This is a genomic window from Streptomyces clavuligerus (genome assembly GCF_005519465.1).
Taxonomy (GTDB): Bacteria; Actinomycetota; Actinomycetes; order Streptomycetales; family Streptomycetaceae; genus Streptomyces; species Streptomyces clavuligerus.
Map to the genome: position 1 here is coordinate 5,476,873 of NZ_CP027858.1, position 23,128 is coordinate 5,500,000.

Below are 23,128 nucleotides of genomic sequence, written 5' to 3' on the forward strand. Positions count from 1 at the left end.
CGTGCTGCCCGGCGGCCCTGCGCTGCGCGGTGCTCATCGACCCGCCTCCTGCGTCGTGTTGAGGATGTTCACGCCCCGGAAGAGCGCGGACGGGCAGCCGTGCGAGACCGCCGCGACCTGGCCCGGCTGGGCCTTGCCGCAGTTGAACGCGCCGCCCAGGACATAGGTCTGCGGGCCGCCCACCTGCTCCATCGAGCCCCAGAACTCCGTCGTCGTCGCCTGGTAGGCCACATCCCGGAGCTGGCCCGCCAGCCGCCCGTTCTCGATCCGGAAGAACCGCTGCCCGGTGAACTGGAAGTTGTACCGCTGCATGTCGATGGACCAGGAACGGTCCCCGACCACATAGATCCCGCGCTCGACACCGCCGATCAGATCCTCCGTCGACAGCCCCCCGGGAGCCGGCTGGAGCGAGACGTTCGCCATCCGCTGCACCGGCACATGGGCGGGGGAGTCCGCGTAGGCGCACCCGTTCGACCGGCCCAGATCCGTCAGCCGCGCGATCCGCCGGTCGAGCTGATAGCCGACCAGCACCCCGTCCTTCACCAGGTCCCAGGACTGCGCCTCGACCCCCTCGTCGTCGTAGCCGATCGTCGCGAGACCGTGCTCGGCGGTGCGGTCCCCGGTCACATTCATCACCGGGGAGCCGTACTCCAACGTCCCCAGCTTGTCGAACGTGGCGAACGAGGTGCCCGCGTACGCCGCCTCGTAGCCCAGCGCCCGGTCCAGCTCCGTGGCGTGGCCGATCGACTCATGGATGGTGAGCCAGAGGTTCGACGGGTCCACCACCAGGTCGTAGAGGCCCGCCTCCACACTCGGCGCGCGCATCTTCTCGGCCAGCAGCTGCGGAATCCGCTCCAGCTCGCCCGCCCAGTCCCAGCCGGTGCCGGTCAGATACTCCCAGCCCCGGCCCGCGGGCGGCGCCAGCGTGCGCATGGAGTCGAACTCGCCCGTCGTCTCGTCCACCGCCACCGCGGTCAGCTCCGGATGCAGCCGCACCCGCTGCTGGGTGGTGACGGTCCCCGCCGTGTCGGCGTAGAACTTGTTCTCCTGCACCGTCAGCAGCGAGGCGTCCACATGCGCGACCCCGTCCGCCGCCAGCAGCCCCGCGCTCCACTCGGCGAGCAGCGCGGACTTCTCCTCGTCGGCCACGTCGAACGGGTTGATCCGGTACGAGGAGACCCAGGTCCGGTCCGCGTGCACGGGCTCGTCCGCCAGCTCCACCCGCTCGTCGGAGCCCGCCGCGGCGATCACCTTCGCGGAGAGCCTGGCCATGGCGACGGCCTGGCCCGCGACCCGGGCCGCCGCGTCCATGGTCAGATCGACACCGGACGCGAAGCCCCACGCCCCGCCGTGCACGACCCGTACCGCGTAACCGAGGTCCGTGGTGTCCGAGGACCCCGCGGGCTTGGCGTCCCGCAGCCGCCAGGACGCGCTGCGCACCCGTTCGAACCGGAAGTCGGCGTGGTCGGCGCCGAGCGCCCGGGCCCGGGCCAGCGCGGCGTCGGCGAGTGCGCGCAACGGCAGCGCGAGGAATGTCTGATCGATGTCATGGGGCACAGGGCCCTCCCCTTCCGGCCGGGCGCGACTACAGATCCGCAGTGAATCATGCGCGTGCCGGTCCGCGGCGGCGCCGCCGCCCCCCGTCTCCGGGGCCGCGACCCCCGGGCGGGCGACTTCGGCCACCCCTGTGCCGGGACCTCGCTTTCTGTAGAGACCCCACAGTGACGCGCTGACGCTGCTGTCAGTGCCCGATTCCCCCGGAACCCGGCTCGACCGCTAGTTTCGGTAGTACCACCGTTGCTATCGAAAGGGTGATCCGTTGAGCCGCTCGGTTCTCGTCACCGGAGGAAACCGGGGCATCGGCCTCGCCATCGCCCGCGCGTTCGCCGACGCCGGCGACAAGGTCGCCGTCACCTACCGCTCCGGTGAGCCCCCCGCGGGCTTCCTCGCCGTACGGTGCGACATCACCGACGCCGAGCAGGTGGAGCAGGCGTACAAGGAGATCGAGGAGACGCACGGCCCGGTGGAGGTGCTGGTCGCCAACGCCGGTGTCACCCGCGACCAGTTGCTGATGCGCATGTCCGAGGAGGACTTCGTCTCCGTCCTCGACACCAACCTCACCGGCACCTTCCGCGTCGTCAAGCGGGCCAACCGCGGGATGCTGCGCGCCAAGAAGGGCCGTGTCGTCCTGATCTCCTCCGTCGTGGGCCTGCTGGGCTCGGCGGGCCAGGCCAACTACGCGGCCTCCAAGGCGGGTCTGGTCGGCTTCGCCCGGTCCCTCGCCCGTGAACTCGGCTCACGGAACATCACCTTCAATGTCGTCGCGCCCGGCTTTGTCGACACCGATATGACCAAGGTGCTCAGCGACGAGCAGCGCGCCGGGATCGTCTCCCAGGTGCCGCTCGGCCGCTATGCGCAGCCGGAGGAGATCGCCGCCACCGTGCGCTTCCTCGCCTCCGACGACGCCTCGTACATCACTGGAGCCGTCATTCCCGTTGACGGCGGATTGGGCATGGGTCACTGATCGATATGAGCGGAATCCTCGCCGGCAAGCGCATTCTGATCACGGGCGTCATCACCGACGCGTCCATCGCGTTCCACGCCGCCAAGGTGGCGCAGGAGGAGGGCGCCGAGGTCATCCTCACCGGCTTCGGCCGGCTCTCCCTCGTCGAGCGGATCGCCAAGCGGCTGCCGAAGCCCGCGCCCGTCATCGAGCTGGACGTCACCAACCAGGAGCATCTGGACACGCTCGCGGACCGTATCCGGGAGCACTCCAGCGACGACACCGGCCTCGACGGCATCGTCCACTCGATCGCCTTCGGCCCCCAGGGCGCCTTCACCTTCCTGAAGGCGGAGTGGGAGGACGTGTCGACCGCGGTGCATGTCTCCGCGTACTCGTACAAGTCGCTCGCGACGGCCTGTCTGCCGCTGATGGAGGAGCGCGGCGGCTCGATCGTCGGGCTCACCTTCGACGCCCAGCTCGCCTGGCCGAAGTACGACTGGATGGGCGTGGCCAAGGCCGCGCTGGAGAGCACCAACCGCTATCTGGCGCGCGACCTCGGCCCGAAGGGCATCCGCTGCAACCTGATCTCGGCGGGGCCGCTGAAGTCGATGGCCGCCAAGTCCATCCCCGGCTTCGAGGACCTGTCGGACGTGTGGAACCACCGCGCCCCGATCGGCTGGGACCAGTCCGACCCGGAGCCCACGGGCCGCGGTGTGGTCGGCCTGCTCTCCGACTTCTTCCCGCGGACGACCGGTGAGATCGTCCATGTGGACGGCGGCGTCCACATGATGGGCAGCTGACACCCGTACTTCCCCGCCGCGCACCTGCCCGCCGCGCACGGTGATCCACCGGAGGCGGTGATCCGCCGTACGCGGTGGGACGAACGAGGGAAACGCCCCGCACCCGGCTCGGCCGGGTGCGGGGCGTTCACCTTTTCGGCCCCCCGGGCGCGCGGACGGCGTCCGGCCCGGCCAGGCTGGAGGGGCAACCCCCCCTTGTGGTGCAGCCGCGGCGCGCTCGCCCGCCGCAGTACGGCCGAGGAGGTACCTGCTCATGGTGATGATCCGGCGTTCGGCCCCGGTGCTGGCGGCGGCGACGGTGCTGTGGTGGGGCACCCCGCAGGCCGTCTCGCAGGAACCGGAGCCCCCGCGGTACGAGGCCGAGTGCTGGACGGAGATCGAGGGGTCGAGCGCCAGCGCGCACTGCCACAACCCCTTTCCGGCCATCGACCGGGTGCGGCTGCACATCGAGTGCGAGCGCTGGTGGGACATCGACGTCGACGGTCCGCCCGCCGATGTCCACCCGGCGGACGAGGTGACCCTCACGGACCGCTGCTGGAAGGAGATCCGGGCGGTCTGGGTCAGCCATCAGCCGCTGCCGGGCTCCGCCGCGTCCTCGCCCGTGCCGTCCGGGCCCCCTGTGTCCTTTGCGTCGTCCCTCGCGCCCTCCGCCTCGTCGTCCCTCCCGGCCCCGGACAGCCGTCCGCGCGGACAGGCGAACGGGTAGCCCGCCGCCTCCGTCGCCGCGGTGTCCCCGTCCCCCGCGCGGATCGCCGCCACCAGCCGCGCGTGGTCCATGTGGTGCTCCGGGCGCAGCTCGCCGCCCACGTCGCCCCGCAGCCACTCACGCAGCAGATCGCCGAGGTCCGCGTACAGCTCGATCAGCACCTCGTTGTGCGAAGCCGCCACCACGGCCTGGTGGAAGGCCGCGTCGGCGGCGACGAACCGCTCCGCGTCGCCTGTCGCCCAGGACTCCTCCCGCCGTGCGAGCAGCGTGTCGAGCTGGCGCAGATCCCGTTCCGTGCGCCGCTCGGCCGCGAGCCGGGCGGCGGAGGACTCCAGGGTGGAGCGGACCTCGGCCACATCGCGGGGAGCGGCGTCCGCGAAGCGCCGGTGCATCACCCCGGCCAGCTCACTGGTGGCCCTTACATAGGTGCCGGAGCCCTGGCGGATGTCGAGCAGACCGTTGTGGGCGAGGGCGCGGACCGCCTCACGGACCGTGTTCCGTGCCACACCGAGCTGCTCCACCAGCTCCGGTTCGGTCGGGATGCGTGAGCCCACGGGCCATGCGCCCGCGGTGATCTGATTCCTGAGCTGGGCGATCACCTGATCGGTCAGCCCCGAACGGCGGGGGGAGGTCAGCGGCATCGCTCTCCTGTCTCCGGCTCTCCTGGCTCCCGACCCTGGAGAGATAATCATCCAATGATTCTATGATGGGCTCCATGCCTTCCGAGATACGGCCCGAGATACGGCCCGGCGCGTCGGCCCCGGGCCCCATCCGCACCGGCGGCGACCGCTCCGGTGCCCGCTCCGGCGACGGCGACGGCGCCGACACCGGTGGCCGCTCCGGACCGCTCGCGTACCCGCCCCGGCAGCGCCCGTCCCGGCGGCTCGCGTCCCGGTTCGCGTCCCGCGCGGCGGCGGGGCCGGGCGGCTGGACCACCCGTCTCGTCCTCGCGGGCATCGTCCTGGCCGCGCTCAACCTCCGCCCGGCCATCACCAGCCTCGGCGCCCTGCTGGAGGAGGTCCGCGACGGCCTCCACATGAGCGGGACCGTCGCCGGACTCCTCACCTCCGTCCCCCCGCTCTGCTTCGCCGTCTTCGGACTCGCCGCGCCCCGGCTCGCCCGCCGCTTCGGCCCCGCCGCCGTCGTCCTCGGCGGCATGGCCGCCGTCACCGCGGGACTGGCCCTGCGCCCCTTCGCCGGGGGCACCGCCGGATTCCTCGCCGCCAGCGCGCTCGCCCTGATGGGCATCGCCGTCGGCAACGTCCTGATGCCCGTGATCGTCAAGCGGTACTTCCCCGACCGTGTCGGCCCGATGACCGGGCTCTACTCCATGGCCCTGGCGCTCGGCACCTCCCTCGCCGCCGCCGTGACCGTGCCCGTCACCGACGCCCTGGGCGGCGGCTGGCGGCTCGGCCTCGGGGTGTGGGCGCTGCTCGCCACCGTCGCCGTGCTGCCGTGGCTGGCGCTGCTCCTCCGCGACCGGACCCCGACGTCGGCCCCCGCTCCCGCTCCCGTCCCCGTTCAGCGGGCCGGGGACGGACCCGCGGACGGCGCCCCGGCCGCGCCGAGCGTGGTCCGCAGCCCCACCGCCTGGGCGCTCGCCTGCTTCTTCGGCCTCCAGGCCACCGGCGCGTACATCACCATGGGCTGGATGCCGCAGATCTTCCGTGACGCCGGGGTCCCGGCCACCACGGCCGGGGTGCTGCTCGCGGTGACGATGGCCATGGGCGTGCCGCTCGCCTTCGTCATCCCCCGGCTGGCCGCCCGGCTGCGGAACCAGGGCCCCATCGTCGTCGTCCTCGGGCTGGCCGGGCTCACCGGTTACGCGGGACTCGCGCTCGCCCCGGCGGCGGGAGCCTGGCTCTGGGCGGTGCTGCTGGGCATCTCCAACTGCGCCTTCCCGCTCGCGCTCACCATGATCGGCATGCGGTCGCGCAGCAGCGCCGGAGTGGTGCGGCTCTCGGCCTTCGCCCAGTCCACCGGCTATCTGATCTCCATTCCCGGGCCGCTGCTGGTGGGCGTCCTCTATCAGCACAGCGGCGGCTGGGGGCTGCCGGTGGGCCTCATGGCCGGGCTGCTCGTCCCGCAGATCGTCTGCGGGGTCCTCGCGGGCCGGGACCGGACGATCGAGGACGAGAGCGGGATGCGACACTGAGGCCATGCCCCTGCTCGACCCGCACCCCCAGAACGGCCAGAAGAAGCTTCTGCTCATCTTCGGCATCATGATCGGCTTCTTTGTCGTGGTCGGGATCATCGCGACCATCGCCTCACCCTCCTGACCGGCCCGCGCCCCGGGGCCGGGGGTGGGGTTGGCACCACCGTCCCCTAGGGGGCTGGACTCAGGGGGATGTGGGTGGTCTACCGGATGGGCCCACCCGCCGGTGGCCCGTAGCGTCGAGACATCGCACGCACACCCCACGGACCACCGCTGACGGAGGCGACCATGCCGGCCCGGACCCCTTCCGCCGTTCCCGCCGGGACGGGGCGTTCCGGCGCCCGTCTGAGCTGGTGGTCGCTGGCCCTGCCGATACTCGCGTTCACCGTTCTGCTGGGGCTGATGGCGGACCCGGCCGAGGCCGGGACGGCACAGGAGGGATCGGCCGTCCGCCTGCTCGTCGAGTACCTGCACCGGCTGCTGATCTCCTGATGGCCCCGCCCCTCAACACCCCGCGCCCGCTGGCGGGTTTCATGCGAAGCTGGGGGACATGAGCGTCGCCACACCGTCCGGGGGGACAGCCTCCGGCCCCTCCCACGCCCGCAGGATCGTTCTCCTCCGCCATGCGAAGGCCGACTGGTCCGATACGTCCGACCATGACCGTCCGCTGGCCGAGCGGGGCCGCAAGGACGCCCCCGCGGTGGGCCGGATGCTCGCCCGTTCGGGGTTCTCCTTCGACCAGGCCCTGTGCTCCACCGCGAGCAGGACCCGCGAGACCTGGAAGCTCGCCGTCTCCGAACTGCCCCAGCGTCCCCGTACGGTCTACGAGGACCGGCTGTACGAGGCATCGCTCGGCGAGATCATCGCGCTGCTCAACGAGACCCCGGACGATGTGCGCGAGTTGCTGGTCATCGGGCACAACCCCGGGGTGCACGGCACCGCCGACGCACTCGCGGGCGAGGTCGAGGGCGATCTGCTCGCCCGGATGAGCCGCAGCGGATTCCCCACCTCCGCCTTCGCGGTGATCGAGTTCACCGGCTCCTGGAAGGCCGTGGAGCACGGAGTCGGCAGGCTCACCGGCTTCTGGACCCCGCACGACTGAGCTCTCCGCACGACTGAGCCCTCTGCACGAGGGGGACCTCCGCACGAGGGGGACCGCTGTACGGCGAAGACCGCTGTACGGCGGTGAGGCCTCCGCACGACGGAGCCGCCCCGGCACGACGGACTCCCGCCGACGGGGCCGGGCCGGGACATCCACCGGGACGTCCCGGCCCGGCCGGGGCAGCAGCGGAGCGGAGGGAGACGGGAGGAAAGGGGCCGGTCAGTGCTCGGCGTCCGCGCCGTCCGCCGCCTCCACCTCTTCCCGGGTGATGCCCAGCAGATAGAGCACCGTGTCGAGGAAGGGCACGTTCACCGCCGTGTGCGCCGCCTCGCGAACCACGGGCTTGGCGTTGAAGGCCACCCCCAGACCGGCCGCGTTCAGCATGTCGAGATCGTTCGCGCCGTCGCCGATGGCCACCGTCTGCGCCAGCGGAACGCCCGCCTCGGCGGCGAACCGGCGCAGCAGCCGCGCCTTGCCCGCCCGGTCCACGATCTCCCCGGTCACCCGGCCGGTGAGCTTCCCATCGACTATCTCCAGCGTGTTCGCCGAGGCGAAGTCCAGCCCGAGCCGTTCCATCAGATCATCGGTGACCTGGGTGAAGCCGCCCGATACCACGCCCACCTGGAAGCCGAGCCGCTTCAGTGTGCGGATCAGGGTGCGCGCGCCCGGCGTCATCCGCACCTCGGAGCGGACCTTGTCCACGACGGAGGCGTCCAGACCCTCCAGCAGCGCCACCCGGGCGTGCAGGGACTGCTCGAAGTCCAGCTCACCCCGCATCGCCGCCGCGGTGATCTTCGCGACCTCGTCCTCGCACCCGGCGTGCGCGGCGAACAGCTCGATGACCTCGTCCTGGATCAGGGTCGAGTCCACGTCCATCACGACCAGCCGCTGCGCCCGGCGGTGCAGCCCGGCGGAGACCACGGCCACATCGACGCCGACCTCGGCGGACTCGGTGGCCAGCGCCGTGCGCAGTGCCTCCGTCTCCGCTCCGGAGACCGCGAACTCCACGGCCGTCACCGGATACTTGGCCAGCCGGAACATCCGGTCGATATTGCCGCCCAGCGAGGTGATCCTCGCGGTTATGGCCGCCGTGGCCTCGGCGGTGAGGGGGTGCCCGAGCACCGTGACATGGGAGCGGCCGATGCCGCGCGGACGGTTGTCGCCGGTCCCGGAGATGATCTCGGCCTGGAGCTTGAGGGAGTCGGCCCAGCTGTGCACGGTGGCCCGCAGCTCCCCCTCGTCGGCCCCGGCCACGGTGGGTGCGGTGACCAGGGCGCACAGGACCAGGCGCCCACGGGAGACGACCTGCTCGATGTCGACGACGTCGACGGAGTAGGCCGCGAGGGTGTCGAAGAGCCCGGCGGTGATCCCGGGACGGTCCTTCCCGAAGATCTTCACAAGGAGAGTACGGACGTCGGAGTTCTGCGAAGCGCTCATGGTTTCTCCACCGTAACCGGCGAATGTTACGGCGAGACGCATCGTCCCGACAGGCGGACACCTGTGCGACCCGAACGGCCGGATATCCACCACCACCGCTTCCACCTGCGGAAACGCCGGATACACCGGATCGGGTGACGGGCCGGTGTCGGTATAAGCCCTGCCCGGGGGCCTGCCGGACCGGCGCCCGGCCGCGGGTGCCGGGGGCGGGTCGGCGGCCCCGGCGCGCTCCGGAGCCACCGCGTCCACCGGGTGACGGATCGCCTCCGCGGCCCGGGTACCAGGGATGTCGCCGAGCCTGAAATAGTTCCTCCCGATGTTCACCATCCCTAGAATCCCCGTCACGGGAGTCACTCGGGGGAGCAACTAGTGGGGCACGGAGTGCGGGAACTCGTACTGGAATTGAACGGCAGGACCTGGGCGCTCGATCCGGCGCGGTCGTACACCCTGGGGCGGGACCCGCAGGGAGATCTGGTCCTGGAGGACGCCAGGGTCTCCTGGCGGCACGCGACCATCGGCTGGGACGGCCGGAGCTGGGTCATCGAGGACCACGGCAGCACCAACGGCACCTATGCCGAGGGACGCCGTATCCACCGGATGGAGCTGGGCCCCGGCTCCGCCGTTCATGTGGGCAACGCCAACGACGGCCCCCGGATCAACCTCTCCGGCCCGGTGGGCACCCCCGCCGCCCGCCCGGCCGCCCAGGCGTCGTACCCGTCGCAGGAGTCGTACGAGCAGCAGTACGACTACCAGCCGCAGCCGCTTCAGCAGCATGAGTCTCACCCGCCGTACGAGTCCCACCAGCAGCACGGGATCCCGCAGCCCTACGCGCCTCAGCAGTCCTCCCCCTCGTACGAGCGGTCCCCGCAGCAGCCGGGCACCGGTCCCGTCCCGGCCGAACGCGGCCCCACCACGTTCCACCGGCTCTCCCTCGGCCGTGTCATGCGCATCGGCCGGGCGCTGGAGAACGAACTCGTCGTCGCCGACCTCCAGGTCTCCCGGCACCACGCCGAGTTCACGGCCACCCCCGACGGCCGCTTCCAGATCCGTGACCTCGGCTCCCACAACGGCACCTATGTCAACGGCCGGCCCATCGCCGCCTCCGCCACCGCGGTCATCGGCCCGGGCGACATCGTCGGCGTCGGGCACTCCACGTTCCGGATCGTCGGCGAACGGCTGGAGGAGTTCATCGACACGGGCGAGATCACCTTCTCCGCCCGCCATCTCACCGTCACCGTCGACGGCGGCCGACAGATCCTGCGCGATGTCTCCTTCGGCGTCCCCGAGAAGTCCCTCGTCGGGGTCATCGGCCCCTCGGGCTCCGGCAAGTCCACCCTGCTGAAGGCCCTCACCGGCTACCGGCCCGCCGACGAGGGCGATGTCCTCTACGACAGCCGCAGCCTCTACAAGCAGTTCGCCGAGTTGCGCCGCCGTATCGGCCTGGTCCCGCAGGACGACATCCTGCACAAGGAGCTGACCGTACGGAAGGCGCTGAGGTACGCGGCCGAGCTGCGTTTCCCCGGCGACACCGGCCAGGACGAGCGCGAGGCCCGCATCGGCGAGGTGCTGCGCGAGCTGAAGCTCGACGCGCACCAGGGCAAGAAGATCTCCTCCCTCTCCGGCGGCCAGCGCAAGCGGGTCTCGGTCGCGCTGGAGCTGCTGACCAAGCCGTCACTGCTCTTCCTCGACGAGCCCACTTCCGGCCTCGACCCGGGCATGGACCGCGATGTGATGCAGCTGCTGCGCTCGCTCGCCGACGACGGCCGCACCGTCCTCGTGGTCACCCACTCGGTCGCCGAGCTCCAGCTCTGCGACAGGGTGCTGGTCATGGCCCCCGGCGGCGCGGTCGCCTACTTCGGGCCCCCGGACGAGGCGCTCACCTTCTTCGGCTACACCACCTGGGCCGATGTGTTCTCCGCGTTCGAGAACTACCGCGACTACGACTGGTCGGGCCGCTGGCGCGGATCACAGCACTACCAGCTGTACGCGGCGGACATCGACGCCGTCGCCGACGCCGCCCGGACCGTGCCCCCGCCCCCGGCCCGGCGGGTCCGCCCGCCGAAGCCGCAGAGCTGGGGCTCCCAGCTCCGGACCCTGATACGCCGCTATGTCTCCGTCATCGCGTCCGACCGGGGCTTCCTGGCCCTGATGCTGATCCTGCCCGCCGTGCTCGGCGTGGTCAGCGCCGTGGTCCCGGCCGCGTACGGGCTCACCGCCCCGGACGACGGCAAGGACGAGTTCAACAGCGACGCCGGGACGATCCTGCTGATCCTCGCCATCGGTATGTGCTTCTCCGGCGCGGCCAACTCCGTCCGTGAGCTGATCAAGGAACGGGTGATCTACGAACGGGAACGCGCCACCGGCCTCTCCCGCTCGGCCTATCTCCTCTCCAAGGTGATCGTCCTCGGAGCGATCACGGCCCTCCAGGGCGTCGTCCTCTGCGCCATCGGCCTCCTCCCGCGTGAGCTGCCCGCCGAGGGGCTGCTGCTGCCGCCCGCCGTGGAGCTGGGCGTGGTGATCATCGCCCTGGGCCTCACCTCGATGATGGCGGGCCTGGTGATCTCGTCCCTGGTGCGCACGGCCGAGAAGACCATGCCGCTGCTGGTGATGTTCGCGATCGTCCAGATCGTCTTCACCGGTGTCCTCTTCAAGGTGTACGCCACCCCCGGACTCGAACAGCTCTCCTGGCTGATGCCCTCCCGCTGGGCCGTCGCGGGCACCGGGGCCACACTCGACCTGGGCCGGCTGATGCCGCCCTGGGACCGGGACCGGCCGGGCGACCTCGACCCGCTCTGGGAGCACACGGCGGGGCAGTGGGGGATCAACCTCACCGTACTGCTGCTGCTCGGAGCGGTCTGCGGCGTCGCCGTGGCCCGGCTGCTGCGCCGCCACGAGCCCGAGGTCATGCGCTCCTGACCCCCGCCCCCGGCAGGACGGGGACGTCGACGAAGCGAAGGGCGGCCCGCCCCGGATTCACCGGGGCGGGCCGCCCTTCGCGTCTGATGTGCGCGTCAGCGCGCCGTTCCCGCGCGGGCGGGACGAGCAGCCGTGGCTCAGTAGGCGCCGAAGACGTTGTCGATCGAGCCGTAGCGGTCGGCGGCGTAGTTGGCCGCGGCCACGATGTTGGCGACCGGGTGGTACAGGTCGAACGGGGTGCCCGAGACGTGGTACGCGTTGAAGGTCGGCTGGATGACCTGGAGCAGACCCTTCGACGGCGTGCCGTTCACGGCGTTGATGTCCCAGTTGTTGATGGCCATCGGGTTGCCGCTGGACTCCCGCATGATGTTGCGGTGCAGCCCGTTGTAGCTGCCCGGGATGCCTTCCTTCTTCATGATGGACAGTGCCTCACGAATCCAGCCGTCCAGGTTGTTCGGGTAGACGGCGGCGGGCGCGGCCGGGGCGGCCACGGTGCGGGCGGCGACGGTCCGGCTGGCCGGGGCCTCGTCGGCGGCCCGCTCCTCGGCGGCCTTCTTGGCGGCGGCGTCGAGCTTGGCCTGCGCCTCGGCCTTGACCTCGGCGTCCGCCTTGACGGCGTTCTCGACCTGGGTCTCGATGGCCGACTTCTGGGAGTCGAGCTGGAGCAGGGCGGGCTTTCCGGCGGCGCCCTGGAGGGCGACCGGGGCGACCTCGGCGGCGGCCTTGGTCTCGGTGGCGCCGTTGGTGGGCACGAGCGTCAGGGTGACGGCTGCGGCGCCTGCGGCGGCGATACCGGCGATCGAGGCCCGGCGGGCCTTGGTCATACGGGTGCTGCGAATGCTGGACGCGGACATCAGACGTACCTCTTTGCTTCGGGAAGTCGCATCAGGCCGTGAGCGGCGCTGCGCTCCATCGGCGGGCGGCGACCGGGCAATTCTTAGCGCCCGCAAAATGCCCTGGCAAAGATGTGACGTACGAAGCCGGATAGTGGATCAGGGAGCAGCTCTGGAGGGTTCAACGGGGCTTCATCCCCGCTCACGCGGTCCTTATGTTGCCACTAACCAGCTTCGTAAGTGATGTGCGTCCTATGTGCGGGCTCACATCGGCCCCACTTCACTCTTACGATGCGTTGCTCCAGCAATTCAATGAGTAAGGATAGTCATCCGGAAGTACGAGATGGACGTCCCCGAACTCGTGCCAGAGATAGAGCCCCCGCAGCGCCTCGTCGTACGCACGGCTCAGCGCGGGCCTGCCCGCGATGGCCTCCAGCATCAGCAGATGGGACGCAGCGGGCTCGTGCAGCCCGGTCAGCAGCCCGTCCACGGCCCGCACCCCCCGCTTCGGGCCGATCACCAGATCGGTCCACCCCGACGCCTCCCGCACCACGCCGTCCGCCCCCGTCGCGGACTCCAGGGCCCGCACCGCCGTCGTCCCCACCGCCAAGATCCGGCCACCGCCCGCGCGCGCCGCGTTCACCAGCCACGCCGACGCCGCCGGGACCGCGAAGCGCTCCGGGTACGGAGGCTCGTGCGCCTCCGCCGACGCCACCCCCGTGTGCAGGACGACCGGGGCGAACTGCACCCCCCGGCGCACCAGCGCCGCCACCGTCCGCTCTGTGAAGGGACGCGCCGCACTCGGCATCTCCGCCGAGCCCGAGCCGTCGGGGGAGCGCCGCGCGAACACCGTCTGATACGCGGAGAGCGGCTGGTCCCCGGCGGTGTACCCGTACCGGATAGGCCTGCCGCAGCGCCCCAGCAGCTCCGGGACCGGCGTGGATACCCACGCCCACCACAGCCGCCCGGAGCCGGGGGAGAGCGGCGCCTCCTGCACCAGCCGCTCACCCCCGGGCAGCCGGACCACCGCGCCCACCGGGCCGCCCGCCCTCGGCAGACTGCTGCCCCGGCCGTCGGGCGTCCGCAGCTCCACCGCCCACCGGCCGTCGTCCCCCCGGGTCGAGAAGTGGACGACGACCGGCTCGCCCTGCACCCGCCCGTTCACGGCGGCGGGCAGCGTCCGCGACGTATTGACGACCAGCACGTCCCCGGCCCGCAGCAGCCCCGGCAGCTCCCCGAAGACCCGGTGCGAGACCCGCTCACCGCGCGAGACCAGCAGCCGGACGTCGTCCCGCCCCGCACCCCGCACCTCCGCCGGCACCCCTGCCGACAACTCGTCGGGCACCCGCAGCGCCACCGGCGCGTCGGCCCTCTCCGCCATCGTCCTCACCCGCACCCCTTCTCCCCACCCGCTCGCACGTCCGGCCGGTTCCCGACGCCCCCGCGCCGCGCCGCCGACCCCGGAGGGGCCCAGACGGCCCCGTACCGCTTCTCCCGGCGGCTCCCCGTTCCTCCCGGCGGCTCCCGGCGACTACACCGTCCCCAGCAGGGCGGGAGCCGTGTACCGCCCGCTCGCGGGCCGCTCGTCCAGCAGCCGCAGAAAACCGGGGACGACGGACTCCGGCGCCGGCCGGTACTCACTGACGTCGGGCACCGCCGCCCTGTACAGATCGGTGTCCATGTCACCCGGGTCCACCGCCCACACCCGCAGCCCCGGCTCCTCGACCGCCAGCACCGCCGCGAGCTGGTCGAGCGCCGCCTTCGACGCCCCGTACCCGCCCCAGGTCCCGTAGGCCTCGGCCGCCGCGTCCGAACTGATCGCGACCACCGTGCCCGCCGGGGCCTCCCGCAGCAGCGGCAGCGCCTCCTGCACCAGCCCCAGCGCCGCCACCACATTGGTCTCCAGCGCCTCCCGCAGCCCCTCCAGCGGCTGAGCGTCCAGCCGCACCAGCGGCTCCGCCCCCAGCACGCTCGCATTGCTCACCAGCAGATCGAGACCGCCCAGCTCCCGCGCCGCCGCCACCAGGGCGGCCCGGTGCGCCGCGTCGCGCACATCGCCCGGGACCGCCACCACCCGCGTACCGTGCACCCCCACGAACTCCGCCGCCCGCCGCAGCACCCCCTCGCTCCTGGCGCCCAGCACCAGATCCCAGCCACGCTCCGCGAGCGCCGCCGCCAGCGCGCGCCCCAGCCCCTTCGAACCACCCGTGATCACCGCGACCGGCATACCGCCCGCCTCCTCTTCATGCGTTTCCGCGTGCTCGCGTGCTCGCGTGCTCGCGTTCCCGCGTTTCCGCGTGCTCGCGTTTCCTCCGCCTCCCCGGGGCCCGCCGGACCGGGGAGGCGGAGCCGACACCCCCAACCGTAGAAACGCGCCACCCCCGCCGCGTCCGCCCCGGGACCCCACCCACCGGGCCCTTCGACCTAGTCCCCGGGCCGCACCCACCACGCCGCCCCTGGCCCGATACGGACGGTCACACCCCGCCGGTACGGTGATTTCATGAGCCATTCACCCAGCTCGGGCCTTGCCGCCGTGAGCACCGCGCTGCTCGCCATGAGCAGGCACCTCCAGGTCCGCGACGTCCTCAAGACGATCGTCGCGTCCGCCCGGGAGCTGCTGGACGCGGAGTACGCGGCGCTCGGCGTCCCCGACGACCACGGAGGCTTCGCCCAGTTCGTCGTCGACGGCGTCAGCGACGCCCAGTGGAAGGCGATCGGCCCGCTGCCCCGGCAGCACGGCATCCTCGCCGCGATGCTCCACGACGCCAGGACCGAACGGCTCGCCGACGTCCGCGAGGACCCCCGCTTCGAGGGCTGGCCCGAGGCCCACCCCGACATGTCCGACTTCCTCGGCCTGCCGATCAAGGACGGCGACGACACCATCGGCGCCCTCTTCCTCGCCAACAAGCGCTGCCCCGCCCCCACGGGCGGCTGCGGCTTCACCGAGGACGACGAGGAACTCCTCTCGATCCTCGCCCAGCACGCCGCCATCGCCCTCACCAACGCCCGGCTGTACGAGCGCAGCCGCGAGCTGACCATCGCCGAGGAGCGCTCCCGCCTCGCCCACGAGCTGCACGACGCCGTCAGCCAGAAACTGTTCTCGCTGCGGCTCACCGCCCAGGCCGCCGCCGCCCTCGTGGACCGCGACCCCGGCCGGGCCAAGGGCGAACTGCAACAGGTCGCCGCCCTCGCCGCCGAAGCCGCGGACGAACTGCGCGCCGCGGTGGTGGAGCTGCGCCCCGCCGCACTCGACGAGGACGGCCTGGTGCACACCCTGCGCACCCAGATCCAGGTCCTCGACCGGGCCCACAGCGCCACGGTCACCTTCGACGCCCGCGGCATCAAGGCCCTGCCCGCCTCCCAGGAGGAAGCCCTGCTCCGGGTCGCCCAGGAGGCCCTGCACAACGCCCTGCGGCACTCGGGCGCCGACCGCGTCGACGTCGTCCTCAGCCGCCGCCCCCAGGGAGTCCTGCTCAGCGTCAGCGACAACGGCAAGGGTTTTGAACCGAGCGCGGTCCGCCGGGCCGGCCGCCACCTCGGCCTCGTCTCCATGCGGGACCGGGCCGGCGGCGTCGGCGGCAGGCTCAGGGTCCGTTCGGCGCCCGGCGAGGGCACCACGATCGACATGGAGGTCCCCTGTGGGTGACACACGGATCAGAGTCCTGCTCGTCGACGACCACCAGGTGGTCCGCCGGGGGCTGCGCACCTTCCTGGAGGTCCAGGACGACATCGAGGTCGTCGGGGAGGCCGGGGACGGCGCCGAGGGCGTCGCCCGCGCCGAGGAGCTGCGGCCCGACATCGTCCTCATGGATGTGAAGATGCCCGGCACCGACGGCATCGAGGCGCTGCGGCGGCTGCGCGAACTGGCGAACCCGGCCCGGGTGCTCGTCGTCACCAGCTTCACCGAACAGCGCACGGTGATCCCCGCCCTGCGCGCGGGTGCGTCCGGCTACGTCTACAAGGACATCGACCCGGAGGCGCTGGCCGGCGCCATCCGCTCCGTCCACGCGGGCCATGTGCTGCTCCAGCCCGAGGTCGCCGGAGCCCTCCTCGCACAGGAGGAGCAGGGCGGCGGCACCGGCCGCGGCAGCACCCTCACCGAGCGCGAGCGCGAGGTGCTGGGCCTGATCGCCGACGGCCGCTCCAACCGGGAGATCGCCCGGGCGCTGGTGCTCTCGGAGAAGACGGTCAAGACTCATGTCTCGAACATCCTGATGAAACTGGACCTCGCCGACCGCACCCAGGCCGCCCTCTGGGCCGTGCGCCACGGTCTCACCGGGTGACCACAGTCGTTTGATCCGGTTCCCGTTCGATACGAGATTCATACTGTCGGGTGTATGTCACCCGGATGGCGCATCCTCCCGGGCGGCCGGACGTTCTCCAGGGCGTGCTGCGGTGAACCGCCGCAGCGGAAGCCAGGAGGAATGACGAAGTGAAGAACCTGAAGAAGGCCGCCGCCCTCACCATGATCACGGGCAGCCTGCTCGCCGCCGGAGCCGGTGCCGCCTCCGCCAGCGGCGCCGCCGCCGGCGCCGAGGCCGTCGGCTCCCCGGGCATCGTCTCGGGCAACGTGGTCCAGGTCCCCGTCCACGTTCCCGTCAACAAGTCGGGCAACACGGTCAACGTCATCGGCGTGCTGAACCCGGCCTTCGCCAACCAGGCCGCCAACGTCTGACGCTCCCGGTGAGGCCGGGCCGCCTCCCCCTGCGCACGGGCCCGGCCTCACCCCCGGGGGCACACCCCCCACCGAGCGGAACTACGCCCCCCGCTCCCGCTCCTCCACCCAGGCGTTGTACGCGGCCACCTGCGCCCGCCGCGCCACCCGCTCCACCGGCCGCAGCGCCTGCGCCCGCGCCGCCATCTCCGCCGCGCTCACCGCACCGCCGTGACCGCTCCCGTGCGCCACGGAGATCAGCAGCCCCACCCGCTGCGCCAGCTCCAGCACCCGTACCGCCCGCGGCGGATACCCCGGCGCCAGCGCCTGGCGCCCCCGCTCCGCCCGCGCCCGGTACGCGTCCACCGCCGCCTCGGCCACCGGCCCCGACGCCGCCACGTCCAGCCGCGTCAGCGCCTCCGTCGCCTCCCGCAGCCCCTCCGCCAGCTCCCGCTCCGCCTCACCGAGCGAGGGCACGTCCGCGGGCGGGGCCTCCCGGACCGGCAGACAGTGCCAGACGACCTCCACATGGACGTCCTCCGCACCGGGCCCCGCCCCCGCCTCGGACACCTCGGGCACCAGCCCGTACGGGGCCCCGTACCCGACGACCGCCTCCCCGGCATCCAGCGCCCGCGCGTTGAACTCCGGCGGACCGCTCAGCCCCAGCGGATGCCCCGGCGCGGGCAGCGCCACCCGCCAGCCCCGCACACCGAGCGCCCGCAGCCGCCCCAGCGCCAGGGTGAGGCCCACCGGCCCCGGCTCACCCGGCACCTGTGCCACCCGGTGCACCGCGTCACCCCCCGTGATCGTGAGCGCCGCGTCATCGGGCGACACGAGCCCCGCCAGCAGAGCGTTGCCCCAGGCGGCCAACCGTCCAGATCGTGGTTCCGAAAGCATGCGCCCACCTTAAGGATCGGGCCGGGGGACGGAGCGCCCCCGCCAGTGGCGTAGGTTTTCCCTGGGGGCCGTGCCCAGGAGGCACCCGCCGCCCCCCTCGCACACCTCAAGACGATTGCATGGGGAGACAACGCGCTCATGAGCGATGTACTGGAGCTGGTGGACGTATCCGTGGTCCGCGACGGACGCGCTCTGGTGGACGACGTCTCCTGGTCGGTCAAGGAAGGGGAGCGCTGGGTCATCCTCGGCCCCAACGGCGCGGGCAAGACCACCTTGCTCAACCTCGCCTCCAGCTACCTCTTCCCGAGCACCGGAACCGTACGGATTCTCGGCGAACGCCTGGGCGGCGTCGATGTCTTCGACCTCCGCCCCCGCATCGGCATGGCCGGAATCGCCATGGTGGAGAAGCTCCCCCGCCGCCAGACCGTCCTCCAGACCGTCCTCACCGCCGCCTACGGCATGACCGCCACCTGGAACGAGGACTACGACCCGGTCGACGAGGAGCGCGCCCGTGCCTTCCTCGACCGGCTCGGCATGAGCGACTACCTCGACCGCCGGTTCGGCACCCTCTCCGAGGGCGAGCGCAAGCGCACCCTGATCGCCCGCGCCCTGATGACCGACCCCGAACTCCTCCTCCTGGACGAGCCCGCCGCCGGACTCGACCTCGGCGGACGCGAGGACCTGGTGCGCCGTCTCGGCCGACTCGCCCGGGACCCGATCGCCCCCTCCATGATCATGGTCACCCACCATGTCGAGGAGATCCCGCCCGGCTTCACCCACGTCCTGATGATCCGCCAGGGCAAGGTGCTCGCGGCCGGCCCCGTCGAGATGGAGCTGACTTCCCGCAATCTCTCCCACTGCTTCGGCCTCCCGCTGGTCGTCGAGCGGGTCGGCGACCGCTGGACCGCCCAGGGCCTGCCGCTCGGCTGACCGGCCCCCGGCCGCGCCCCGCGCCGCCGCCCCTCTGCCCGTACCGCCCGTGCCGCCCGCCCGCGGCCACGGGCGGTGGCCCGGCCCCCTCCGCGCTGCCGGCGGAGTCCGGTCCGCCCCTTCCGGCCCCCTGTCCTCACCCGGCCGTCGGACCTACCATGACCATGTGGAAATCGACGCGTGGGTGTGGTGGCTGATCGGCGCGGTCGGACTGGGCATTCCGCTGGTCCTCACCGCGATGCCCGAGTTCGGAATGCTCTCCGCGGGAGCGGTCGCCGGAGCCGTCGTCGCGGCGCTCGGGGGCGGCATCGTCGCCCAGGTGATCGTCTTCGTGGTGGTCTCCGTGGCCCTCATCGCCGTCGTCCGGCCGCTGGCCAACCGCCACCGCACCGGCAGACCCCAGTTCACCAGTGGTGTCGACGCGCTGAAGGGCCGTCAGGCCGTCGTCGTCGAACGGGTCAGCGCGAGCGGCGGCCGGATCAAGCTGGCGGGCGAGATCTGGTCCGCCCGCACCCTCGACAGCGAGATGACCTTCGAAGCGGGCCAGCAGGTCGACGTCGTGGAGATCGACGGCGCCACCGCGGTCGTCATGTGAGCAACCACCATCCGAGTCAACCCTGCGGAAAGTGCCCCCACGGACGCCCCCGGTCTGGGAAACTCGATCATCAGATTCATCCGGCCATCAGACTCATCCGGCGAAGGGCACAGGGAACGCGATGCAACCGATCATCATCGTCCTGATCATTCTGGTGGTGCTGGTCTTCATCGCCCTGATCAAAACGATCCAGGTCATCCCACAGGCCAGCGCCGCCATCGTCGAACGCTTCGGGCGCTACACCCGCACCCTCAACGCGGGACTGAACATCGTCGTCCCGTTCATCGACTCCATCCGCAACCGCATCGACCTGCGCGAACAGGTCGTCCCCTTCCCGCCCCAGCCGGTGATCACCCAGGACAACCTGGTCGTCAACATCGACACCGTCATCTACTACCAGGTCACCGACGCCCGGGCCGCCACCTACGAGGTCGCCAGCTACATCCAGGCCATCGAGCAGCTCACCGTCACCACCCTCCGCAACATCATCGGCGGCATGGACCTGGAGCGCACCCTCACCTCGCGCGAGGAGATCAACGCCGCGCTGCGCGGAGTCCTCGACGAGGCCACCGGCAAGTGGGGCATCCGTGTCAACCGCGTCGAGCTGAAGGCCATCGAGCCGCCCACCTCCATCCAGGACTCGATGGAGAAGCAGATGCGCGCCGACCGCGACAAGCGCGCCGCGATCCTCACCGCCGAGGGCACCCGCCAGGCCGCGATCCTCACCGCCGAGGGCGAGAAGCAGTCCCAGATCCTCCGCGCCGAGGGTGAGGCCAAGGCCGCGGCGCTCCGCGCCGAGGGCGAGGCCCAGGCCATCCGCACCGTCTTCGAGTCCATCCACGCCGGGGACCCGGACCAGAAGCTGCTCTCCTACCAGTACCTCCAGATGCTCCCGAAGATCGCCGAAGGCGACGCCAACAAGCTCTGGATCGTCCCCAGCGAGATCGGCGACGCCCTCAAGGGGCTCTCCGGAGCCTTCGGCAACCTCGGCGGCGGCGTCCCCGGCTTCAACACCGGCAACAGCGGCGGCAGCGGCAAGATCGAGCGCCGTGAAGAGCCCCCCCTCGGCTGAACCCCCGTCCTTCAGGCATGATCGGTGCACTCGGCACCGATCATGGAGGCGTCCACTGTGACCATCTGGGAGATGCTCGCCGTCTTCGCCGCAGGCATCGGCGCGGGCACCATCAACACCATCGTCGGCTCCGGCACGCTGATCACCTTCCCGGTGCTCGTCGCCACCGGCCTCCCCCCGGTCACCGCCACCGTCTCCAACTCCCTCGGACTCGTCTTCGGCTCCATCAGCGGAGCCATCGGCTACCGCGCCGAACTCGCCGGACAACGCCGCCGCGTGCTGCGGCTCTCCCTCGCCGCCGCGTGCGGCGGCGTCGCCGGAGCAGCCCTGCTGCTGACCCTCCCCCCGGACGCCTTCGAGACGATCGTCCCGGTCCTCGTGGCCCTCGCCCTCGTCCTGGTCGTCCTCCAGCCACGCATCGCCCGCGCGGTCCAGCGCCGCCGCGAACGCGACGGAGCCCCCGCCCACCGCGACGGCGGCCCCCTCCTCTTCGCCGCGATCCTGCTCTCCAGCGTCTACGGCGGCTACTTCACCGCCGCCCAGGGCATCATCTACGTCGCCCTCATGGGCATGCTGATAGACGACACCCTGCAACGGATCAACGCCGTCAAGAACGTCCTCGCCGCCGTCGTCAACAGCGTCGCCGCCCTGTTCTTCGTCTTCGCCGCCGAACTCGACTGGACCGCCGTCGCACTGATCGCGGTCGGCTCCACCATCGGCGGCCAGATCGGCGCCACCTGGGGCCGCGGACTCTCCCCCCGGGTGCTCCGCGCGCTCATCGTCGCCGTCGGCACCGTCGCCGTCGTCCAGCTCCTGCTGCTCCGCTTCGGCTGACCGCCCCGGCACGGCGGAGCCCGCCTCCGCCACGGCGAAGACGGGCTGCCACATCCGGTGCGCACCCGCCGGAGCGGGCCCGCCTCACGCCGCCGACCGCGCGACCAGCCACTCCGGCAGTGCGGACCGCTCCCCGGCCCGCATCCCCAGCAGCATGGCGTCGGTCGGGGACGGGACGAACGGCTGCCGCAGCAGCGGCATCCCGGCCTGCTCCGGGGTACGGTCCGCCTTGCGGTGGTTGTCCTCCGCACAGGAGGCCACCGTGTTCAGCCAGCTGTCCGCGCCCCCGTGCGACCGCGGCACCACATGGTCCACGGTCGTCGCGCGCCTGCCGCAGTACGCGCACCGGTGCTGGTCCCGCGCCAGCACCCCCCGCCGCGACCACGGTGCCTGTCTTCGGAACGGCACCCGGACATACCGGCACAGCCGGATCACCTGAGGTACCGGAAGATCGACGGCGGCGGCACGCATACGGAGTCCGGGGTGGGCCTGCTCGACAACGGCCTTGTCCTGAAGCACGAGGATCACCGCACGGTGCAGCGACACCGTCGACAGGGGTTCGAAGCTCGCGTTCAGTACCAGCGTGTCCCGCATGTCGCCCACCTCCGTCTGCCTGGCCCGCCCCCTGGCGGGCTGTGGATCAACTCTGGCCGGGCGCGTCACGATGGACAACGCAATATCCGCACCGCTCCGGATGGTCGAGCATGGGCCGCAGACAAAAAACTGCCCTGCTCTGATCTCTCCAAGACCACAGCAGGGCAAACAACAAACGAAGGGGTGGCGCCCCGGCTCAGCCCCCGGACGGCCCCGTGTACTCACCGATCAACTGGGCGCGGCCGAGGGTGTGGAAGCGCAGATGGAACCCGACGACGGCGGGGGAGGCGTCCGCGTCCGGCCCCAGCTTCTCGCTGTCCACCGCGTACACGGTGAACACATAGCGGTGGTTCTCCCCGGCCGGCGGGGCGGCACCGCCGAAGTCCTTCGAGCCGTAGTCGTTACGGGCGTGCACGGCACCCGCGGGCAGCCCCGCGAACGACTCGCTGCCCGCACCCGCGGGCAGTTCGGTCACCGACACCGGGATGTCGAAGAGCACCCAGTGCCAGAAGCCGCTGCCCGTGGGCGCGTCCGGGTCGAAGCAGGTCACGGCGAAGCTCTTGGTCCCGGCCGGGAACCCCTCCCACCGCAGCTGCGGCGAGGTGTTCCCCTCGGCGTGGACCTGGGCGTCCTTCAGCACCGACCCGGGTGCGATGTCCGCGCTCACCACGGTGAACGAGGGCACCTCCGGGTGGAAGTCGTGCGGAAGCGGCGCTCTCTTCAGCTCGGTCACGTGTCGAAACCTCCGGTTCGCTGGCCAGTCCTGCCCACCGGACCCCAGGAGAACCCCATGGGCCCGGCCGGACCTGACCCTATGGCTCCGGGCTACAGCCAGTTCCGCCGCCCGCCGACTTCGGCGAGCCACTGGTTCAGATAGGCGGCCCAGTCGGTCGACGCGATGTCGTGGTGCCGGACCGTGAAGGACTTGAACGAGTCGCTGCCCTCGCTGAAGAGGCCGCCCCGCTTGTCCATCTCCAGCACGACGTCCATCTCCTGGGCGTCCGCCACGAACGTCAGCTCCACCTGGTTCAGCCCCCGGTACTGGGACGGGGGGTAGAACTCGATCTCCTGGTAGAAGGGGAGCTGCTGCCGCGTGCCCC

The 23,128-nt window shown here is 71.9% G+C and carries 24 protein-coding genes (1 of these 24 cut by a window edge); 14 read left to right on the plus strand and 10 right to left on the minus strand.

The features are described 5' to 3' along the window. Positions 1-33: 33 nt before the first annotated feature. Positions 34-1,557, minus strand: coding sequence for a TldD/PmbA family protein (locus tag CRV15_RS23100; protein WP_003957905.1), 1,524 nt, complete (start codon positions 1,555-1,557; stop codon positions 34-36). Between the two features lie 262 nt (positions 1,558-1,819). Between CRV15_RS23100 and fabG the strand changes: the two genes are divergently transcribed. Continuing rightward, on the plus strand, positions 1,820-2,524 hold the full coding sequence (fabG, locus tag CRV15_RS23105) for a 3-oxoacyl-[acyl-carrier-protein] reductase (RefSeq protein WP_003957904.1): 705 nt from the start codon (positions 1,820-1,822) through the stop codon (positions 2,522-2,524). Between the two features lie 5 nt (positions 2,525-2,529). Then, a complete protein-coding gene (fabI, locus tag CRV15_RS23110) occupies positions 2,530-3,303 on the plus strand; it encodes an enoyl-ACP reductase FabI (RefSeq protein WP_003957903.1) in 774 nt (257 codons plus the stop codon). A 567-nt stretch (positions 3,304-3,870) separates the two neighbouring features. Here the strand turns inward: fabI and CRV15_RS23120 are convergent. Continuing rightward, the gene (locus tag CRV15_RS23120; RefSeq protein WP_003957901.1) at positions 3,871-4,650 is read right to left on the minus strand and encodes a FadR/GntR family transcriptional regulator; all 780 of its coding nucleotides are present in this window, start codon (positions 4,648-4,650) and stop codon (positions 3,871-3,873) included. A gap of 65 nt (positions 4,651-4,715) precedes the next feature. Between CRV15_RS23120 and CRV15_RS23125 the strand changes: the two genes are divergently transcribed. The 4 genes from CRV15_RS23125 to CRV15_RS23135 all read left to right on the plus strand — a co-directional run bounded on the left by CRV15_RS23125 (position 4,716) and on the right by CRV15_RS23135 (position 7,266). Further along, complete coding sequence (locus CRV15_RS23125) at positions 4,716-6,164, plus strand: CynX/NimT family MFS transporter (protein WP_009995698.1); 1,449 nt, start codon at positions 4,716-4,718, stop codon at positions 6,162-6,164. Positions 6,165-6,168: 4 nt separating this feature from the next. Further along, positions 6,169-6,288: an SGM_5486 family transporter-associated protein gene (locus CRV15_RS37465; protein ID WP_003957899.1), complete on the plus strand. Its 120-nt coding sequence runs from the start codon at positions 6,169-6,171 to the stop codon at positions 6,286-6,288. Between the two features lie 164 nt (positions 6,289-6,452). Further along, the gene (locus CRV15_RS23130) at positions 6,453-6,656 is read left to right on the plus strand and encodes a hypothetical protein (RefSeq protein ID WP_003957898.1); all 204 of its coding nucleotides are present in this window, start codon (positions 6,453-6,455) and stop codon (positions 6,654-6,656) included. Between the two features lie 58 nt (positions 6,657-6,714). Continuing rightward, positions 6,715-7,266, plus strand: coding sequence for a SixA phosphatase family protein (locus CRV15_RS23135; protein ID WP_003957897.1), 552 nt, complete (start codon positions 6,715-6,717; stop codon positions 7,264-7,266). 219 nt (positions 7,267-7,485) lie between these two features. On the opposite strand, the gene serB is transcribed toward CRV15_RS23135, so the two are convergent. Beyond that, positions 7,486-8,703 (minus strand): phosphoserine phosphatase SerB, encoded by a 1,218-nt coding sequence (gene serB / locus CRV15_RS23140; protein ID WP_009995695.1) that lies wholly within the window; start codon positions 8,701-8,703, stop codon positions 7,486-7,488. 369 nt (positions 8,704-9,072) lie between these two features. Here serB and CRV15_RS23145 point away from each other — a divergent pair, with 369 nt between their 5' ends. Then, entirely contained in the window at positions 9,073-11,619 is a 2,547-nt protein-coding gene (locus tag CRV15_RS23145) for an ABC transporter ATP-binding protein/permease (protein ID WP_003957895.1), read from the plus strand. A 137-nt stretch (positions 11,620-11,756) separates the two neighbouring features. Here the strand turns inward: CRV15_RS23145 and CRV15_RS23150 are convergent, their stop codons facing one another. The 3 genes from CRV15_RS23150 to CRV15_RS23160 form a co-directional block, all read right to left on the minus strand. Continuing rightward, the gene (locus CRV15_RS23150) at positions 11,757-12,473 is read right to left on the minus strand and encodes a transglycosylase SLT domain-containing protein (protein WP_003959969.1); all 717 of its coding nucleotides are present in this window, start codon (positions 12,471-12,473) and stop codon (positions 11,757-11,759) included. 265 nt (positions 12,474-12,738) lie between these two features. Continuing rightward, positions 12,739-13,833 carry an S-adenosylmethionine:tRNA ribosyltransferase-isomerase gene (locus CRV15_RS23155; RefSeq protein WP_009995692.1) on the minus strand — a complete coding sequence of 365 codons (1,095 nt, stop codon included), beginning with the start codon at positions 13,831-13,833 and terminating at the stop codon, positions 12,739-12,741. A 150-nt stretch (positions 13,834-13,983) separates the two neighbouring features. After that, positions 13,984-14,679: an SDR family NAD(P)-dependent oxidoreductase gene (locus CRV15_RS23160; RefSeq protein WP_003957892.1), complete on the minus strand. Its 696-nt coding sequence runs from the start codon at positions 14,677-14,679 to the stop codon at positions 13,984-13,986. A 273-nt stretch (positions 14,680-14,952) separates the two neighbouring features. Here CRV15_RS23160 and CRV15_RS23165 point away from each other — a divergent pair, with 273 nt between their 5' ends. The 3 genes from CRV15_RS23165 to CRV15_RS23175 all read left to right on the plus strand — a co-directional run bounded on the left by CRV15_RS23165 (position 14,953) and on the right by CRV15_RS23175 (position 17,127). Then, positions 14,953-16,098, plus strand: a complete 1,146-nt coding sequence (locus CRV15_RS23165) for a GAF domain-containing sensor histidine kinase (protein WP_003957891.1) — start codon at positions 14,953-14,955, stop codon at positions 16,096-16,098. After that, positions 16,091-16,735, plus strand: coding sequence for a response regulator (locus tag CRV15_RS23170; protein ID WP_003957890.1), 645 nt, complete (start codon positions 16,091-16,093; stop codon positions 16,733-16,735). The genes CRV15_RS23165 and CRV15_RS23170 overlap by 8 nt, the downstream gene beginning before the upstream one ends. A 149-nt stretch (positions 16,736-16,884) precedes the next feature. Continuing rightward, positions 16,885-17,127, plus strand: coding sequence for a chaplin (locus tag CRV15_RS23175; RefSeq protein ID WP_003957889.1), 243 nt, complete (start codon positions 16,885-16,887; stop codon positions 17,125-17,127). A gap of 81 nt (positions 17,128-17,208) precedes the next feature. Here CRV15_RS23175 and CRV15_RS23180 read toward each other — a convergent pair whose 3' ends face one another. Next, positions 17,209-18,003, minus strand: a complete 795-nt coding sequence (locus tag CRV15_RS23180; RefSeq protein ID WP_003959968.1) for a hypothetical protein — start codon at positions 18,001-18,003, stop codon at positions 17,209-17,211. Positions 18,004-18,141: 138 nt separating this feature from the next. Here CRV15_RS23180 and CRV15_RS23185 point away from each other — a divergent pair, with 138 nt between their 5' ends. The 4 genes from CRV15_RS23185 (at position 18,142) to CRV15_RS23200 (ending at position 21,434) form a co-directional block, all read left to right on the plus strand. Further along, the gene (locus tag CRV15_RS23185; protein ID WP_003957887.1) at positions 18,142-18,933 is read left to right on the plus strand and encodes an ABC transporter ATP-binding protein; all 792 of its coding nucleotides are present in this window, start codon (positions 18,142-18,144) and stop codon (positions 18,931-18,933) included. A 166-nt stretch (positions 18,934-19,099) separates the two neighbouring features. Beyond that, positions 19,100-19,528 carry an NfeD family protein gene (locus CRV15_RS23190; protein WP_003957886.1) on the plus strand — a complete coding sequence of 143 codons (429 nt, stop codon included), beginning with the start codon at positions 19,100-19,102 and terminating at the stop codon, positions 19,526-19,528. Between the two features lie 121 nt (positions 19,529-19,649). Then, positions 19,650-20,600 (plus strand): SPFH domain-containing protein, encoded by a 951-nt coding sequence (locus CRV15_RS23195; protein WP_003957885.1) that lies wholly within the window; start codon positions 19,650-19,652, stop codon positions 20,598-20,600. A gap of 57 nt (positions 20,601-20,657) precedes the next feature. Beyond that, on the plus strand, positions 20,658-21,434 hold the full coding sequence (locus CRV15_RS23200; protein WP_009995682.1) for a sulfite exporter TauE/SafE family protein: 777 nt from the start codon (positions 20,658-20,660) through the stop codon (positions 21,432-21,434). A gap of 84 nt (positions 21,435-21,518) precedes the next feature. Here CRV15_RS23200 and CRV15_RS23205 read toward each other — a convergent pair whose 3' ends face one another. The 3 genes from CRV15_RS23205 to CRV15_RS23215 form a co-directional block, all read right to left on the minus strand. After that, on the minus strand, positions 21,519-22,028 hold the full coding sequence (locus CRV15_RS23205; RefSeq protein WP_003957883.1) for an HNH endonuclease: 510 nt from the start codon (positions 22,026-22,028) through the stop codon (positions 21,519-21,521). Positions 22,029-22,224: 196 nt separating this feature from the next. Further along, entirely contained in the window at positions 22,225-22,761 is a 537-nt protein-coding gene (locus CRV15_RS23210; RefSeq protein WP_003957882.1) for a YbhB/YbcL family Raf kinase inhibitor-like protein, read from the minus strand. Between the two features lie 92 nt (positions 22,762-22,853). Continuing rightward, a protein-coding gene (locus tag CRV15_RS23215; protein WP_003957881.1) for a sporulation protein crosses the window boundary here: on the minus strand, positions 22,854-23,128 show its 3' end. It continues 508 nt past the right edge of the window; 275 of the gene's 783 nt are visible here — the last part of the coding sequence; the start codon falls outside the window, past its right edge; the stop codon is at positions 22,854-22,856.